This window comes from Actinomycetospora sp. NBRC 106378, assembly GCF_030269685.1.
In the GTDB taxonomy this organism is placed as follows: domain Bacteria; phylum Actinomycetota; class Actinomycetes; order Mycobacteriales; family Pseudonocardiaceae; genus Actinomycetospora.
Genome location: NZ_BSTT01000001.1, coordinates 221,645 through 236,525 on the forward strand (window position 1 = coordinate 221,645; position 14,881 = coordinate 236,525).

A 14,881-nucleotide genomic window follows, 5' to 3' on the forward strand; every position below is an offset into this window, starting at 1 on the left:
GTCTACACACCCACCAGCAGGCGGGTCGGGTGGAAGCCCTCGGCGTAGCGGACCCCGGCCTGCACCCCGCGGATCCGCGCGAGGCCGCGGAAGGCCTCGTCGTCGAACCAGGTGCGACCGGTCTGCGAGGGGTAGTGCTCGTGCAGCAGCCGGATCTTGTCGTCCACGGCCTCCTGCGACAGCGGCCAGAGCACCGGCGGCTGCGCGAGGTCGGGCTCGGCCTTGAGGATCTCGTAGCCGAGGGCGGCGTGGTCCCGGAAGACCGTGGGGACGAGCCGGGCGAGCTCGCGGTGGTCCTGATGGTCGTCGGCGCGGTGGCCGGCGAGCACCAGGTCGGGCTCGGTGGTGCGCCGGAAGGTCTCCAGCGCCTCCTTGGTCCAGTTCCAGTGGTGCGGCAGCCGCCCGTCGGGCATGTCGAGCACCGTGACCTCGAGGTCCGCGCCGGGGCAGAACGCCGCGAGCGCGGCACGCTCCTCGGCCTCCCGCGGCGTCCCGCCGCCGGAGAGGACCAGCGCGCGCACCCGGAGTCCGGGCCGCGCGCGGCACAGCGTCAGGACGGCGCCGCCCGCCCCGATCGGGATGTCGTCGCAGTGCGCGCCGAGCAGGACCAGCTCGTCGAGCCGCTCCGGGACCAGCCGCTGCATCAGTTCTGCAGGTGCTGGGTGACGAGGCTCTCCAGCGGCGGGAGGTCCGGTCCCTGCTCCTTCTCCCAGAGCATCCACGGCCGGCTGCCCGCCCGGTAGGACGCCTCGAGCTGGTTGCGCTCCTTGAGCGTGTCCGCCGGGAGCCAGAAGCCCTCGTAGGGGTAGCCCATGAGCCTGCCCTCGGCGGCGAGCGCCGTGCAGGCGTCGCCGACGAGGTCGCCGTTCTCGGGGATGCGGTCGATCACCGACGGCCGCAGCACGAAGTAGCCGCCGTTCTCCCGCACGCCCATGTCGGTGACGGGGTGGATCGAGGTGATCCGGTCCTCGTCGTCGGACTCGACGATGTGGAACACCGCCTGTGGCAGCACCGCGAGCAGCGCGGCCTCGGCGTCGGAGTCGGAGAACCGCTTGACCATCTGGTCGAGCGGGGCGTCGGTGAGCACGTCCGCGTAGTTCGCGAGGAACATCTCGTCGCCGTCGACCAGATGGCGCACCCGGCGCAGGCGCTCACCGATCGGCGACTCCAGGCCGGTGTGGACGAAGTGGATCGTCCAGTCGGCGATGTCGGAGCCCCCCAGCTCGATCGAGCCCTCCCGCAGGACGAAGTCGTTCGACTCCGTCTCGCGGTAGTTGAGGAAGTAGTCCTTGATGTGGTGCGCCCCGTAGCCCAGGCACAGGATGAACTCCTTGTGCCCGAAGTGGGCGTAGTAGCGCATCACGTGCCAGATCAGCGGGCGCGGGCCGACCATCTGCATCGGCTTGGGGACGTCGGAGTCCCCATCCCGCATCCGCATGCCGAAACCGCCGCAGAACAGGACGACCTTCACTGCAGTACTTCCCTCTCGAGTTGGCTCAGGCGGGCGTGCTGCCGGGCTCCACGACCTCGAGGGCCGGGATCGGGAAGACGAGCTTCCCGCCCCACTCGGCCACCGGCGCCAGCTGCGCCGTGATCTCGTCGCGGAGGTTCCACGGCAGGACGAGCACGTAGTCGGGCCGGTCGGCGTCGATGCGCTCCGGCGGGTGGATCGGGATCCGCGTGCCGGGCGTGTACCGCCCGTGCTTGTACGGGTTCCGGTCCACCGTGTAGGCGAGCAGGTCCGGGCGGATGCCGCAGTAGTTCAGCAGCGTGTTGCCCTTGCCCGGCGCCCCGTAGCCGACGACGGTCTTGCCGGCGTCGGCGGCGTCGATCAGGAAGCGCACGAGGTCGTTGCGGATGCGCGAGACCTCGCGGGCGAACCCGGCGTGGCCCTCGACGGTGTCCAGGCCGGCCTTGGCCTCGTCGGCCAGGACCTTCCCGACGGCGGGGGTGCGCTCGGCTCCCAGCTCGGTCGGCCGCGCCCAGAGCCGGATCGACCCGCCGTGCGTGGGCACCAGCTCGACGTCGACGAGGTCCAGGCCGCCGCTGGCCAGCGCCTTGATCGCCGTGCCGACGGTGTAGTACTGGAAGTGCTCGTGGTAGATCGTGTCGAACTGCCGGTAGGCCACGAGGGTCAGCAGGTGCTGCACCTCGATCGACACCCACCCGTCGTCGGCCAGCATCGCCCGCAGGCCCTGCGTGAAGCCCACGACGTCGGGGATGTGGGCGTAGACGTTGTTCGCCACGACGAGGTCGGCCGGGCCGTGCTCGGCGCGCACCGCCGCGCCGGTCTCCGGCGAGAGGAACGCGGTGACCGTCGGCACGCCCTTGTCGCGGGCGGCCTGGCCGACGTTGACGCTCGGCTCGACGCCGACCGCCCGCATGCCGTCGGCGACGACGTGCTGGAGCAGGTAGCCGTCGTTGGAGGCGGCCTCGACGACGAGGGACTCCGACGTCAGGCCGGCCCGCTCGGTGGCGGCGGTGACGAAGCGGCGGGCGTGGTCGACCCAGGACGTCGAGAACGACGAGAAGTACGCGTACTCCGTGAACGTCTCGTCCGGGTCGATCAGCGGCGGCAGCTGGACGAGCAGACAGGACCGGCAGACCCGCGGGTGCAGCGGGAACGTCGGCTCCGGGCCCTCGAGCGCCTCGGCGGTGAGGAACAGCTCGCACGGTGGCGTGGCCCCGAGGTCGACGAAGCTCTCGAGCTCGGTCGAACCGCACAGGCGGCAGGCCAGGGCAGGGGCCCCCATCAGTAGGCCCCGTCACCCCGGAAGACGGCCGAGACCGTCTTCCACAGGATGACCAGGTCCATGGCGGGCGACCAGTTCTCCACGTAGCGCAGGTCCAACCGGACCGACTCCTCCCACGACAGATCGGATCGGCCGCTGACCTGCCACAGACCCGTCATGCCCGGCCGCACCAGGAACTTGCGCTTGGCGGCGTCGGAGTAGGCGTCGACCTCTCCGGGCAGCGGCGGGCGGGGCCCGACCAGCGACATCGAGCCCCCGACGACGTTGAACAGCTGCGGGAGCTCGTCCAGAGAGTAGCGGCGCAGCATCGAGCCGATCCGGGTCACCCGGGGGTCGCGGCGCAGCTTGAACAGCGGGCCCGACCCGTCGTTACCGCCCGCGACCACCTGCGCACGGAGCCGGTCGGCGTCCGGGACCATCGAGCGGAACTTGACCATCCGGAACGTGCGGCCGCGCAGTCCCACGCGGGTCTGCCGGTAGAACACCGGTCCGCCGTCGAGCTTCACGAACAGCGCGATGAGCAGGAAGACCGGCGCGAGCGCCAGCACGAGGGCGCTCGACGCGGCGCGGTCGAAGAGCAGCTTGCCGATCCGCGGGACGCCGGAGAGGCGCGGCTCGGTGAGGCGCAGCAGGGGCAGACCGTCCACCGGCGCCACGTGCAGACGCGGCCCGGCGACCTCCATGAGGCCGGGGTCGACGACGAGCTCCGAGCCGGTGCCCTCCAGGTCCCAGGCGAGCCGGTGCAGCCGCTTCGGGCTCCAGCCGGGGGTCTGGGCGACGGCGACCACACCGAAGCGGCCGGAGCGCACGGAGGCGGGCAGCGAGTCCAGGTCACCGATCACCGGGACACCGGCGACGTGGCCCTGGCCCTCCTCGCCGAGGCCGGTCGGGGTGCAGGCCCCGGTGACGACCCAGCCGATGTGGGCGACGCGGCGGGTGCGCTCGATGAGGTCGCGCACCGACTCCTCGGTGCCGATCGCGAGCACGGGCAGCAGGCCGCGGCCGCGCTTGCGTGCCTGGTGCAGCCACCGGCGCAGGGTGTAGCGGCCGGCCATCGAGAGCAGCCCCGCGAACGGGAGGATGCCGAACACCCACGGCCGCACACCGGTGCGCTCGAGCACGAGACCGGCCAGCGCGAGCAGGATCGCCGCGCTGACGTAGCCGCGCATCAGGCGGCTCCACTCCTCGGAGCCCTGGCCGAGCACGCGGGGGTCCCAGGCGCGGGCGGCGCCGATGCACATCGGCACGAGGAACATCGACACGGCCGCCAGGGCCCACGGGTTGGTCCCCTGGTCGCCGGTGCCGGCACCGAAGCCGATCAGGGCGCCCAGCCCGACGCACACCGCCAGGACGACCAGGTCGCTCGCCGCGACGGCCAGCGCGAACTTCGACTGCCAGCTCGTGGCCGTCGCGACGCTGCCGGGCTGTCCCGGGCCCTCGTCGTCCCAGATGCGGATGAAGCCCGGCGCGGTCGGGTCCGGGTCCACGAACGGCTCGGGGCCGCCCGCGGGCTCCCCCGCCGTCGTGACCGGCGCGGCCGTGCTCACCGGAGCACCCACCGGTCGAGCTCCACTCCGCTGCGTCTCCGCACCCACCGGTCGAGCTCCGCTCCGCTGCGTCTCCGGCGTGGCCGGGATCTCGCCGGTGTCGGCCGGGTCGGTCCGGCCCTCCAGCTCGGTGCCGCTCACGCGTTCGCCCCTGTTCTGAGCGTCGAGGCCCGGCCCACCGACCGTGCTCCCGTCGCCCGACGTCGATCGTCGCCCGTGCGGTGGTGAGGGTGGACGGGCGGGTGGTCCCCGCACACGTCGCGATTTCGCCCCTGCGTCGGGTCCACCCACTCACCTCCCTCGCACGGCGTCCGCCACCGGCCGGCGGATCGGGTCCTCCACCACGAAGGACGCACGTGCGCCGGGCGGGTTGCGCGCCGGACATGCGTGACTCACGTCATGCGGCCCGGCCGCGGCTCCTGTCCGGTTCCAACGAGTCCACCGGCACGCAGGTCACGCCGGGGGCGTTCCCGACGACAGGTCGCCACGCCTGCCGCCGGGAACGCTCCGTGACCGTCCGGTCGTCGTCAGCGCGGGGCGGTCACCACCTGGGAGGCCGTGTTGCCCGCGATCCAGTCGCCGACCCGGCCGTCGCGGACGGCCTGGAAGAGACCCGCCGCCGACGGCGCCAGGATCTGCAGCGGCCGCCCCCGGTCGCCGGGCGCGCCTTCCCCGGCGATGGGCGCGGTCACGAACGTGATGGCGTCGCCCCGCATCGTCGCGAGGTCCAGGCCGAGCCGGGTGATGGAGACCACGCCCATCGTGTCGTCGAAGCCGATCGTGGTCGAGAGGTCGGCCACCGTCGCGGGCAGCGAGAACACGCTCGCACGGGCGGCCCCGGAGAGCAGGCCCCGCAGCACGTTCTGCTCGCGGGCGAGGCGGGAGACCTCGGCCCCCGGCTGGTCCGCGTCGCGCAGGTAGGCGAGGGCCTGCGTCCCGTCCAGACGGACCGTCGGTGCACCGCCCGTGGTCGGGGCCGCCACGCCGACCTCGATCCCGCCGAAGCGGTCGACCATGCTGCGGAATCCCGGGAAGTCGACGGTCGCGAAGTGGTCGATGCGCACGCCGGTCAGTCCCTCGACGGCCCGGACGAGCCCGGTGGGCCCTCCCTCGGCCAGGGCCGACCCCAGCGGGCCCGGGGCGCCCCCGGGCAGCTGGGTGAGCGTGTCGCGGCTGATGCCGACGACCTGGGCGCTCTCCCGGTCGGCGGCGAACCGCACGAGCTGGATCGTCTGGGCCGCGATCGGGCTGCCGAGGAAGGCGCGGGTCGGGGAGCCGGCGTCGGTGCCGACGAGCAGGAAGGTCTGCGACCCGTCGGCGGCGGGTGCCGGACGGCTCGTCTCGGGGATCGCCCCGAACACGTCGGGGTAGCGGACGGTGCGGCCGATGACGTGGTTGCCGATCGCGAGGACGGCGACGATCACGGCCACCGTGAGCACGGCGAGGACGAGGAGCACCCGGTTGGCCCGGGTGCGGCGACGATGGGTCGGCGGAGGACCCGGCGGAGAAACTGTGGACTCGGTCATAGTCCGTTTGTCGTAACGACTGCGCGCAATGTGACTACTCGTGACACAACGATCACGTCACGTGTGATCACGATCCGGCCTCGGGCGCTCCACGCTCCGGCCCGGAGCCCAGGAGAGGGGACGGGAGGGGCGTGTCACCATGAGGCGGTGCGGGCGGCGGCGCCCGCGGTCCGCCGTGGTGTAAGGGCAACACCTCGGATTTTGGTTCCGATGATCCTGGTTCGAATCCAGGCGGCGGAGCAGACGTCGGCCCGGAGGAGGGGTGCGCCCGTGGACGGCAGGCGCGTCCCCGCCGCGGGGGCGGTGGTCCACGACGCGACCGGGCGCCTGCTGCTCGTGCGGCGCGGCCGCGCTCCGCAGGCCGGCCGCTGGACCCTGCCGGGCGGGCGGGTCGAGCCCGGCGAGTCCCCGGCGGCGGCGGCGGCCCGCGAGGTGGCCGAGGAGACGGGGATCGTCGTCGAGGTCGGCCGCGAGTGGCTCGTCCTCGAGCGCCCCGGGCCGGACGGCGTGGTCTTCGAGATCCACGACTTCGTGGCGGACGTCGTCGGGGGCGAGCTGCGGGCGGGGGACGACGCGGCCGACGCGGGCTGGTTCACCGCGGCCGAGATGGCGGAGCTGCCCCTGACGACCGATCTGTTCGCCATCCTGACGCGCGCGGACCTGCTGCCGCGAAGCTGACCCTCCGAATCCATCCGGGTCCGGACGGTGAGGATTCCGCACGGGATGCAACAAGCGTTTACCCTGGAGGGATGACCACGGCCGAGGCAGGAACGGACACACTCCCGTTCACGATCGACGGGCAGCTGTGTTTCGCACTGCACTCCGCATCGCGGGCGATGACCGCCTGCTACCGCCAGGGCCTCGACGCCCTGGGACTCACCTACAGCCAGTACGCGGTGATGCTGGTGCTCTGGCAGCACGAGGCCGTCTCCATGGGCTTCCTGTGCGAGCAGCTGCATCTCGACTCCGGCACGCTCTCCCCGCTGCTCAAGCGGCTGGAGAAGCAGGGCCGGGTCACGCGCCGCCGCCGCCCGGAGGACGAGCGCACGCTGGAGATCGCGTGCACCGACGAGGGCCGCGCGCTCTACGAGCAGGCGCGGGCGGTCCAGCGTGACGTGGAGCGCGCGACCGGCATGAACGGCTCCGACCTCGCCTCGCTGCGCGGCCAGCTCGACGAGCTCGCCGACCGGCTGCGTACCGCGACCACCCTGCAGGAGCACCAGGCCGCCCAGGCCTGACCGCGCCAGGTCCGCTCGGAGCCCGCGTCAGGGCGGTCCGCGCCCGTCCGCGCCCGTTCGTCGGGCGGGGCGGCCCGCCGCGCGAACCCTTGCCTCTCCGTTCGGTTGCGGGCAATCTGATCGGGTCAGACCTGCCCCGTCGGGCAGGGTCCTTCCCCTCCCGGGAGCGCCCCGATGAGCTCACCGACCCGCGTCCGCACCGCCGCGGCGCCCGCCTCCCGCTGTCCGGTGTGCGTGCGGCCCGTCGTCCCGGACGCCGACGGCACCGTCCGTGTGGTGGGTCTCGCACCGCGCGAGGCGCCCCGTCTGTGGGTGTGGGGGCCGGCCGTCGTCCACGACGAGTGCCGCTACGACGTGCGCACCCCGCTCGACGACCGCACCGGCTACCTGCCGGTGGAGCAACGGGTCCGCACCGCGCACTGACGGTCCGCCGTTTCCCGGTCCGGGCCCGGGGGTAGTAGGTGGGGTCTCACCGTCGCCGCACCCGGGAGCCGACCCTTCCGTGACCCCGCAGGCCCCGCCCGACCTCGACCTGACCGCCCAGGCCGCGCCCCCGCAGGTGGGCTCCTTCCGCCGTGCACTGCGCCGGTGGCTCGGCGAGGTGTTGGACGCCGTGACCGGGGGCGGGGCCGCGGACGAGGACGACCTCGCGGATCTCGCGGACGACCTCGTGCTCGCCACCAGCGAGGCCCTCGAGAACGTCGTCGACCACGCCTATGCGGGTGCCGAGCCGGGCCCCATGTCGCTGCGCGCCCAACTGCAGGACGGGACGGTCGCGGTCGTGGTCACCGACCACGGCCACTGGCGCGACCCGCCGTCGGGACCCTCCTCCCGCGGACGCGGCCTCGAGATGATGGAGCGCCTGGCGCAGACGCGGGTCGACCGTGGCGAGCCCGGCACGGTGGTCACGCTCTCGCGGCAGTTGCCGCACGACCGGTCCCCCGCCCAGGCCTGACGGTCCCGCGCTCAACGCAGGGCCGGGAGGCGGCGCGTCGCGGCCTCCTCCGGGGCGGGCTCCGGCGCCGCCAGGTCCGCGAACGCGTCGACGGCGAGCGCGGCGGGCCCGACGACGGCGACCACCACCCCGAGAGCGCCGAGCACGTCGCTCGGGTCGTGCACGTCACGGCCCACGAGGCTCACGCCGACGGCGAGGACCGCGAGTCCGAGGGCGAGCGCCGTCCCGAGGCGCCACGCCCGGGACAGCGACGGGGCCGACAGCACCAGGACCGCGGCGACGGCGGCGAGCGAGGCGACCGCGGTCGTGTGGCCGCTGGGGAAGGCCAGCTCGCCACCCCGGGTGCGTCCGACGATCGGCTTGAGGACGAGCGAGGTGGTCACCATGGCCGCCGGCGGGGCCACGAGCACGAGGGCGAGGCCGCGCCCCCCACGCCCCCACCACGCCGCCACCGCCGTGAGGACCAGCAGGACGGCGACGGGCCACGGGTCGCCGAGCTCGGCCAGCGCCTCCCCCACGACCGCACGCAGCCCGTGGTGCATCGGTACCAGCGCCGCGAGGGCGCGGTCGAGCGGCCCGGCCGACGACGTCCCGGCGACCCGGGCCGCGAGCACGCCGACCACGACCACGCCCAGCAGGACCGTCGGGACGACCGCACGGCGCCCGGTGGCCGGCACGAGCCGTGGGGAGTCCGTCCGCGTTCCGCTCTGCGCCATGGACCGACAACGAGCGGGAGCCACCCGGGCTGCGCCTCGTGCGTCCGCATGTGCACAATCCGTGTGACACGGAGCGACGAGGGTCAGCGCTGCGTGATCGACGGAGAGCGAGGATCCGGCCCGTGCCGCCGGGGCGAGGGGGTGACGCGTGGGACGTGCGGGTGACCGCCCCGTGCCCGACGATCGCACCCCACCGGTCGGGGGCTTCCGCGACGGCACGCTGACCCGGCCCGGCACCGCCCCGCGCGGGAGCCTCCTCGCGCACGCCCGCGCCGCGGGCGCCCGTGCCGCCCGCGTGCCGCACCTCCGGTCGCGCGCCGACCTCGCCGCCCTCACCGACCTCGTCGAGGGCGCCCGCGGCCGGGCCCCCGCCACCCGCGCGGTCCTGCTGCGCGAGGCCGCCGCCGGCCTGCTCGCCGTCCGCGGCGGTGGGACCTGCCCGCGGACCGGGCGCCCGGCGGCCGACACGGACGCGGCCGAGCGGATGCTCGACGAGCTCGTCGCGGTCGTCTCCGAGCACGGCCTCACCCTCTTCGCCGTCGACGCCGAGGCGCTGCTGGCCCGCCGGGCGCTGCTCGCCGACGACGAGGAGTCCGCGCTGGCCGCGGCCACCCGGGCCCTGACCCGCCTCGACGAGCAGGCCGCCGTGGACGCGGCCCCCACCGAGCGCGAGCACCGGGCGAACCTGCAGGACACCTACCGTCTGGTCGCCTCGACGCTCGCCGCCCTCGGGCTGCACGAGAACGCCCAGCCGCTGCTCGCCCGGGCCCGGGTGATCGCCGAGGACGACGGGGACCTGCTCGCGGCGGCGCGCAGCGAGCACGAGCTGGTCCGCGTCCTCGCCGCGTGGGGCCTGCGCCTGGCACGGGCCGGCCGGGACGGCGCCCCCCACCTCCAGGAGGCCGCGCTCCGGGCCGGGGCGCTGCACGCCGAACCCGCCCTCCTCGGCAGCGACCACCGCCGCGCCCTGCGGGCGGTCGTCGCCCTCGCCCGCCGACCCGGCGACACCGACCGCTCCCCGGCCGAGGTCAGGGCCGGCGCCCGGGCCGACCTGGAGGCGCTCGGGCCGGACGAGGCGCCCACCCCGCGCCTCACCGACCACCTGCTCGTCGTCCTCGCCCGGGCCCGTGCACTGGTCCTGCTCGGGCGGCCGGACGAAGCCGCGAGCTGCCTCGCCGCGGTCCGCGACCGGCACCCCCGCGGGGAACCCGGCCTCGCCCTCGCCGTGAGCCGCGAACTCGTCGGGGTGACCGCCGACCACCTCGCCGCGGTACCGGGGCGCCGGGCCCTGCGCGACTACACGGCCGACCTGGAACGCGAGCTGTGGACGCTGGAGCAGGCCCGGGTGCTCTCGTTGCGCACCCGGATCGCCCACGAGCAGCTGCGCCGCGAGCACGGCGAGGTCGCCGCCCAGGCCCGCACCGACGCCCTGACCGGCCTGCCGAACCGGCGGGCCCTGGACGACGCGTTGGCCGACCACCTCACCACCGTCGCCAGCCGCGGCGCGTCGCTCTCGATCGCGATGGTCGACGTCGACCGGTTCAAGACGATCAACGACCGGGTGTCGCACGCGCGCGGCGACGAGGTGCTGCGCCTGGTCGCCGAGACCCTGCGCCGCTGCCTGCGGGCCGACGACCTCGTCGCCCGCTACGGCGGGGACGAGTTCGTGGCCGTGCTGCCGGGCAGCTCGGAGACCGACGCCCGGGCCGCCCTGGAGCGGGCCGCGGCGGCGGTCGCCGGGGTGCCGGTCGGTGACGGCTCGACGGTGTCGCTGTCGGTGGGGGTGGCGGGCACCGCGCACTCCGGGGTCACGCCCGGCACGCTGCTCGCCCGCGCCGACCGTGCCATGTACGAGGCCAAGCGCGCGGGCGGCGGTGCCGTGGTGCTCGACGCGAGCACCGACACCCCGGCCGACGGGCTGCTCGTCTCCGGCTGACCGGCTCCCCCGTGGCCGGTCGCGTCCGACCGGGTGGGAGGATCGGAACCGACCGGGGCACCGGTGCGTGTGCTCCGCGACGTCCCCGTCGTCCCCGCCCGTACCCCGATCAGGAGCGCCAGAGCCGATGTCGCCGACCCCGACCGCGGTCGTCGTCCTCGCCGCGGGTGAGGGCACGCGCATGCGCTCGGCCACCCCGAAGGTCCTGCACCCGGTCGGTGGTCGCAGCCTGCTCGGCCACGCGCTGCACGCGGCGGCGGGCACCACGCCCGAGCACCTCGTCGTCGTGGTCGGACACGGACGCGAGGAGGTCGGGACGCACTGCGCGCAGGTCGGCGCCGAGCTCGGCCGCGAGGTCCGCACCGCGGTGCAGGACCGGCGCCGCGGCACCGGGCACGCCGTCGCCTGCGGGGTGGACGGGCTGCCCGCGGACGCCGCCGGCACCGTGCTCGTCTCCTACGGCGACGTCCCCCTGCTCGACACCGCGACGCTGCGCGCGCTGGTCGCCGAGCACGACGACGCCGGCAACGCCGTCACCCTGCTCACCGCGGAGATGGACGACCCGACCGGCTACGGCCGCGTGGTGCGCGACGCCAAGGGCGGGGTCACCGCCATCGTCGAGCAGTCCGACGCCTCGCTCGACGAGCTCGCCATCACCGAGGTCAACTCGGGGGTCTACGCCTTCGACCTCGCCCTGCTCCGCACCGCGCTGGCCCGACTCGGCACCGACAACGCGCAGGGTGAGCTCTACCTCACCGACGTCGTGGCGGTCGCCCACCGCGAGGGCCTCGAGGTGGGCGCCGTCGAGCTGTCCGACCCCTGGCTGGTCGCCGGGGTGAACGACCGGGTGCAGCTCGCGGCGCTGGGCGCCGAGCTGAACCGCCGGCTCGTCGAGCGGGCCATGCGGGCCGGGGTCACCGTGATCGACCCGCGCAGCACGTGGATCGACGTCGGGGTCCGCCTGGAGCGCGACGTCACCCTGCTGCCGGGTACGCAGCTGCACGGCTCCACGAGCATCGCCGAGGGCGCCACCGTCGGCCCCGACTCCACGCTCACCGACGTCACCGTCGGCGCGCGGGCCACCGTCGTGCGCACCCACGGCAGCAACTCCGTGGTCGGACCGGAGACCTCCGTCGGGCCGTTCGCCTACCTGCGCCCCGGGGTGGAGCTCGCCGAGCGCGGCAAGATCGGCACGTTCGTCGAGGTGAAGAACGCGAGCATCGGGCGCGGTTCGAAGGTGCCGCACCTGACCTACGTCGGCGACGCGACGATCGGCGAGGGCAGCAACATCGGCGCCTCGAGCGTGTTCGTGAACTACGACGGGGTGGCCAAGCACCGTAGCGTGGTGGGCGACCACGTCAGGACCGGGAGCGACAACACCTTCGTGGCGCCCGTCACCATCGGCGACGGCGCCTACACCGGAGCGGGCACGGTGGTCCGCGAGGACGTCCCCCCGGGGGCACTCGCGGTCTCGTCGGGCCCGCAACGGACCATCGAAGGCTGGGTGGAACGTCGACGACCGGGCACCGCGGCGGCCGAGGCCGCGGGTCGGGCGTCGTCACCCGAGGGGGGACCGGGCGGATCGGCATCGGCGCCCGACCGCCGTGACCAGGAGGAGCAGTAGACGTGAGCGCAGTGTCCACGACCCCGAAGAAGAACCTCATGCTCTTCTCGGGGCGGGCCCACCCGGAGCTGGCCGAGGAGGTCGCGAAGGAGCTCGACGTCACCATCACCCCGCAGGCGGCGTACGACTTCGCCAACGGGGAGATCTTCGTCCGCTTCGAGGAGTCGGTCCGCGGCTCGGACGCGTTCGTCATCCAGAGCCACACCGCGCCGATCAACACCTGGCTCATGGAGCAGCTCATCATGATCGACGCCCTCAAGCGGGCGTCGGCCAAGCGGATCACCGCCGTCGTCCCGTTCTACGGCTACGCCCGCCAGGACAAGAAGCACCGCGGCCGGGAGCCCATCTCGGCGCGTCTCGTGGCCGACCTGCTCAAGACCGCCGGCGCGCACCGGATCATGACGATCGACCTGCACACGGACCAGATCCAGGGCTTCTTCGACGGTCCGGTCGACCACCTGCTCGCCAACAAGGTGCTCGCCGAGCACCTGCGCGACGCCTACGCCGACGAGGACCTCGCCGTCGTCGCCCCCGACTCGGGCCGGGTCCGGGTCGCCGAGAAGTGGGCCGACATGATGGGCGGCGTCCCGCTGGCCTTCATCCACAAGAGCCGGGACAAGACGCGCCCGAACGAGGTCGTCGCGAACCGCGTCGTCGGTGACGTCGAGGGCCGCTGCTGCATCCTGGTCGACGACATGATCGACACCGGCGGGACGATCGCGAAGGCGACCGAGGCGCTCCTCGCCGACGGGGCCTCCGACGTCATCATCGCCGCCACGCACGGCGTGCTCTCCGGCCCGGCGGTCGAGCGGCTCTCGACCTGCGGCGCGCGCGAGGTCATCGTCACGAACACGCTGCCGATCCCGGACGAGAAGCGGTTCCCGCAGCTCACGGTGCTCTCGATCGCCCCGGTCATCGCGCGCGCGGTGCGCGAGGTCTTCGAGGACGGCTCGGTCACCAACCTGTTCGACGGGAACGCCTGACCGTCCCCCGACGGCGGCGCGTGTGCGGCTGCAGGGCGATCACCTGCGCCGTTAGGCTCAGCTCGTGCCGCCGTTCGGGCGTAGATCCTTCCTCGCTGCCGGCGCCGTCCTGACGGCGGGTGCGGGCGGCTGCGCGCGCCCGGTCACCGAGGCCTACGACGACGGGCCCGCGTGGGGCTGGACCCGGCAGGTCGGACCGCTGCAGCTCGGGGTGACCCACACCGAGTACTCCCTCGCCCCCAGCGACCCGCCCGAGGCACTCGCACGGGGACGTGCGGTCCTCGCCGCCGCCGGGCCGGGCAACCAGCACCTCATGGGCTGGGGCGCCCTCAACCCGGAACCGGCGCCGGGGCGCGACGACTTCTCCTCGCTCGACCCCCGCATGGCGCTGGGCACGAGCGTGCTGACAATCGCGGCGGCCCCGGACTGGATGAAGGGCGGCGCCCCCGGCACCACCGACTTCTCCCGCATCGAGGTCGCCCCACGGCCCGAGCACCACGACGACCTCGCCGCGCTCGCCGCCCGCGCCGTGCTGCGCTACCCGCAGGTGCGCACCGTGCTGGTGTGGAACGAGCTCAAGGGCTTCTTCGACGAGGCCCGCAACGCCTGGGACGTCGTCGCCTACACCGACCTCTGCGACCGCGTCACCGCGGCGGTCAAGGCCGCCCGTCCCGAGGTCGTCGTGGGCGGGCCGTACGCGCCGGTCGACCTGTGGGCCTCCGCGGAGGTGGCGCCCAGCGACGTCCGCGGGCCGTGGGGCGTCGCCGACGGGCGCGCGCTGGCCGCCGTGGAGTACTGGCTCGACCGTCAGCGCGGCGCCGACCTCGTGGTCGTCGACGGCCGCACCGCCACCCGCGACCGGGGCGTCGTCACCGATCCCGTCGCCGCCGTGGAGAGCTTCGCCGCGGTCACCCGGTGGCTGCGCGCCCGCACCGACCTGCCCGTGTGGTGGGCCGAGTTCTACCCCGAGCCCGTGGGGTCCGCCTCCGACGCCGACGACCCGACCGGTGCCCCGCGCGCCGCCGTCACCCTCGCCGCCGTCGCCGCCCTCGCGCGCGCCGGGGCCGCCGGGGCCCTGCTGTGGCAGCCCCAGGCCGCGCCGGCGTTCCCCTACGCCGCGCTGTGGACCGACACGGCGGACCCGGACGGTGGCCGTTCCGGCGCCCTGACCGCGCCGTGGACGTGGCTCGTCCCCCGCCTCGCCGCCGGCACGGTGGACCTCGGACGCTCGCCGGACGGTCGGGTCCTGGGTTTCCGCGGCCTCGACGGGGTGCTGCTGGTCAACCTCGGGGCCGCCCCGGTCGAGGTCGGCGGGACGTCGCTGCCCTCGTTCGGCGCCGCGGTGCGCTGAGCGGCTCATCCGAGCCCCGCCACCACGACCGTCACGAGGACGCCCAGGAGGGCGGCCAGGGCGAGGCCGAGCGCACCGTCGAGGACCCGGTCGGCCGGTCCGGCGGGCCGCGGACCGCCGACCGCGACCGCGACCCGGTACTCCACGCGGACCGCCCGCAGAGCGGCGAGCAGCAGCGCGAGACCGGCGAGCGACCACCCGAGGACGGAGAGCAGGTCGAGCGGGGCGTCGTACACGGAGGGCTCCTTCGTG

General features: G+C 74.7%; 15 protein-coding genes and 1 tRNA gene. 9 read left to right on the forward strand and 7 right to left on the reverse strand.

The features are described from left to right. Nucleotides 1–2: 2 nt before the first annotated feature. The 5 genes from QSK00_RS01085 to QSK00_RS01105 form a co-directional block, all read right to left on the reverse strand. On the reverse strand, nucleotides 3–644 hold the full coding sequence (locus QSK00_RS01085) for a PIG-L deacetylase family protein (protein ID WP_285586587.1): 642 nt from the start codon (nucleotides 642–644) through the stop codon (nucleotides 3–5). After that, nucleotides 644–1,471 carry a sugar phosphate nucleotidyltransferase gene (locus QSK00_RS01090; RefSeq protein ID WP_285586589.1) on the reverse strand — a complete coding sequence of 276 codons (828 nt, stop codon included), beginning with the start codon at nucleotides 1,469–1,471 and terminating at the stop codon, nucleotides 644–646. The genes QSK00_RS01085 and QSK00_RS01090 overlap by 1 nt, the downstream gene beginning before the upstream one ends. Before the next feature lie 25 nt (nucleotides 1,472–1,496). Next, nucleotides 1,497–2,753 carry a class I SAM-dependent methyltransferase gene (locus tag QSK00_RS01095; protein ID WP_285586591.1) on the reverse strand — a complete coding sequence of 419 codons (1,257 nt, stop codon included), beginning with the start codon at nucleotides 2,751–2,753 and terminating at the stop codon, nucleotides 1,497–1,499. Then, nucleotides 2,753–4,441, reverse strand: a complete 1,689-nt coding sequence (locus QSK00_RS01100; RefSeq protein WP_285586593.1) for a sugar transferase — start codon at nucleotides 4,439–4,441, stop codon at nucleotides 2,753–2,755. Before QSK00_RS01100 ends, QSK00_RS01095 begins: the two co-directional genes overlap by 1 nt. A gap of 386 nt (nucleotides 4,442–4,827) precedes the next feature. Beyond that, on the reverse strand, nucleotides 4,828–5,757 hold the full coding sequence (locus tag QSK00_RS01105; RefSeq protein ID WP_285586596.1) for an LCP family protein: 930 nt from the start codon (nucleotides 5,755–5,757) through the stop codon (nucleotides 4,828–4,830). 238 nt (nucleotides 5,758–5,995) lie between these two features. Between QSK00_RS01105 and QSK00_RS01110 the strand changes: the two genes are divergently transcribed. From QSK00_RS01110 to QSK00_RS01130, 5 genes are all read left to right on the forward strand, one after another. After that, nucleotides 5,996–6,066: transfer RNA gene (locus QSK00_RS01110), tRNA-Gln, on the forward strand. Nucleotides 6,067–6,096: 30 nt separating this feature from the next. After that, entirely contained in the window at nucleotides 6,097–6,504 is a 408-nt protein-coding gene (locus tag QSK00_RS01115; RefSeq protein WP_285586598.1) for an NUDIX domain-containing protein, read from the forward strand. A gap of 71 nt (nucleotides 6,505–6,575) precedes the next feature. Continuing rightward, nucleotides 6,576–7,064: a MarR family winged helix-turn-helix transcriptional regulator gene (locus tag QSK00_RS01120; protein ID WP_285586600.1), complete on the forward strand. Its 489-nt coding sequence runs from the start codon at nucleotides 6,576–6,578 to the stop codon at nucleotides 7,062–7,064. Nucleotides 7,065–7,238: 174 nt separating this feature from the next. Continuing rightward, complete coding sequence (locus tag QSK00_RS01125; protein ID WP_285586602.1) at nucleotides 7,239–7,487, forward strand: hypothetical protein; 249 nt, start codon at nucleotides 7,239–7,241, stop codon at nucleotides 7,485–7,487. Between the two features lie 79 nt (nucleotides 7,488–7,566). After that, nucleotides 7,567–8,019 (forward strand): ATP-binding protein, encoded by a 453-nt coding sequence (locus tag QSK00_RS01130; RefSeq protein ID WP_285586604.1) that lies wholly within the window; start codon nucleotides 7,567–7,569, stop codon nucleotides 8,017–8,019. 11 nt (nucleotides 8,020–8,030) lie between these two features. Here the strand turns inward: QSK00_RS01130 and QSK00_RS01135 are convergent, their stop codons facing one another. Continuing rightward, complete coding sequence (locus QSK00_RS01135) at nucleotides 8,031–8,735, reverse strand: hypothetical protein (protein ID WP_285586607.1); 705 nt, start codon at nucleotides 8,733–8,735, stop codon at nucleotides 8,031–8,033. 172 nt (nucleotides 8,736–8,907) lie between these two features. Between QSK00_RS01135 and QSK00_RS01140 the strand changes: the two genes are divergently transcribed. The 4 genes from QSK00_RS01140 to QSK00_RS01155 all read left to right on the forward strand — a co-directional run bounded on the left by QSK00_RS01140 (nucleotide 8,908) and on the right by QSK00_RS01155 (nucleotide 14,629). Continuing rightward, nucleotides 8,908–10,671 carry a GGDEF domain-containing protein gene (locus tag QSK00_RS01140; RefSeq protein WP_285586609.1) on the forward strand — a complete coding sequence of 588 codons (1,764 nt, stop codon included), beginning with the start codon at nucleotides 8,908–8,910 and terminating at the stop codon, nucleotides 10,669–10,671. A 127-nt stretch (nucleotides 10,672–10,798) separates the two neighbouring features. Next, entirely contained in the window at nucleotides 10,799–12,295 is a 1,497-nt protein-coding gene (gene glmU / locus QSK00_RS01145; protein ID WP_285586612.1) for a bifunctional UDP-N-acetylglucosamine diphosphorylase/glucosamine-1-phosphate N-acetyltransferase GlmU, read from the forward strand. Nucleotides 12,296–12,297: 2 nt separating this feature from the next. Then, complete coding sequence (locus QSK00_RS01150) at nucleotides 12,298–13,278, forward strand: ribose-phosphate diphosphokinase (RefSeq protein ID WP_285586614.1); 981 nt, start codon at nucleotides 12,298–12,300, stop codon at nucleotides 13,276–13,278. Between the two features lie 64 nt (nucleotides 13,279–13,342). Next, nucleotides 13,343–14,629, forward strand: coding sequence for a hypothetical protein (locus QSK00_RS01155; RefSeq protein ID WP_285586616.1), 1,287 nt, complete (start codon nucleotides 13,343–13,345; stop codon nucleotides 14,627–14,629). A gap of 5 nt (nucleotides 14,630–14,634) precedes the next feature. On the opposite strand, the gene QSK00_RS01160 is transcribed toward QSK00_RS01155, so the two are convergent. Next, nucleotides 14,635–14,865, reverse strand: a complete 231-nt coding sequence (locus tag QSK00_RS01160; RefSeq protein WP_285586617.1) for a hypothetical protein — start codon at nucleotides 14,863–14,865, stop codon at nucleotides 14,635–14,637. Nucleotides 14,866–14,881 lie beyond the last annotated feature (16 nt).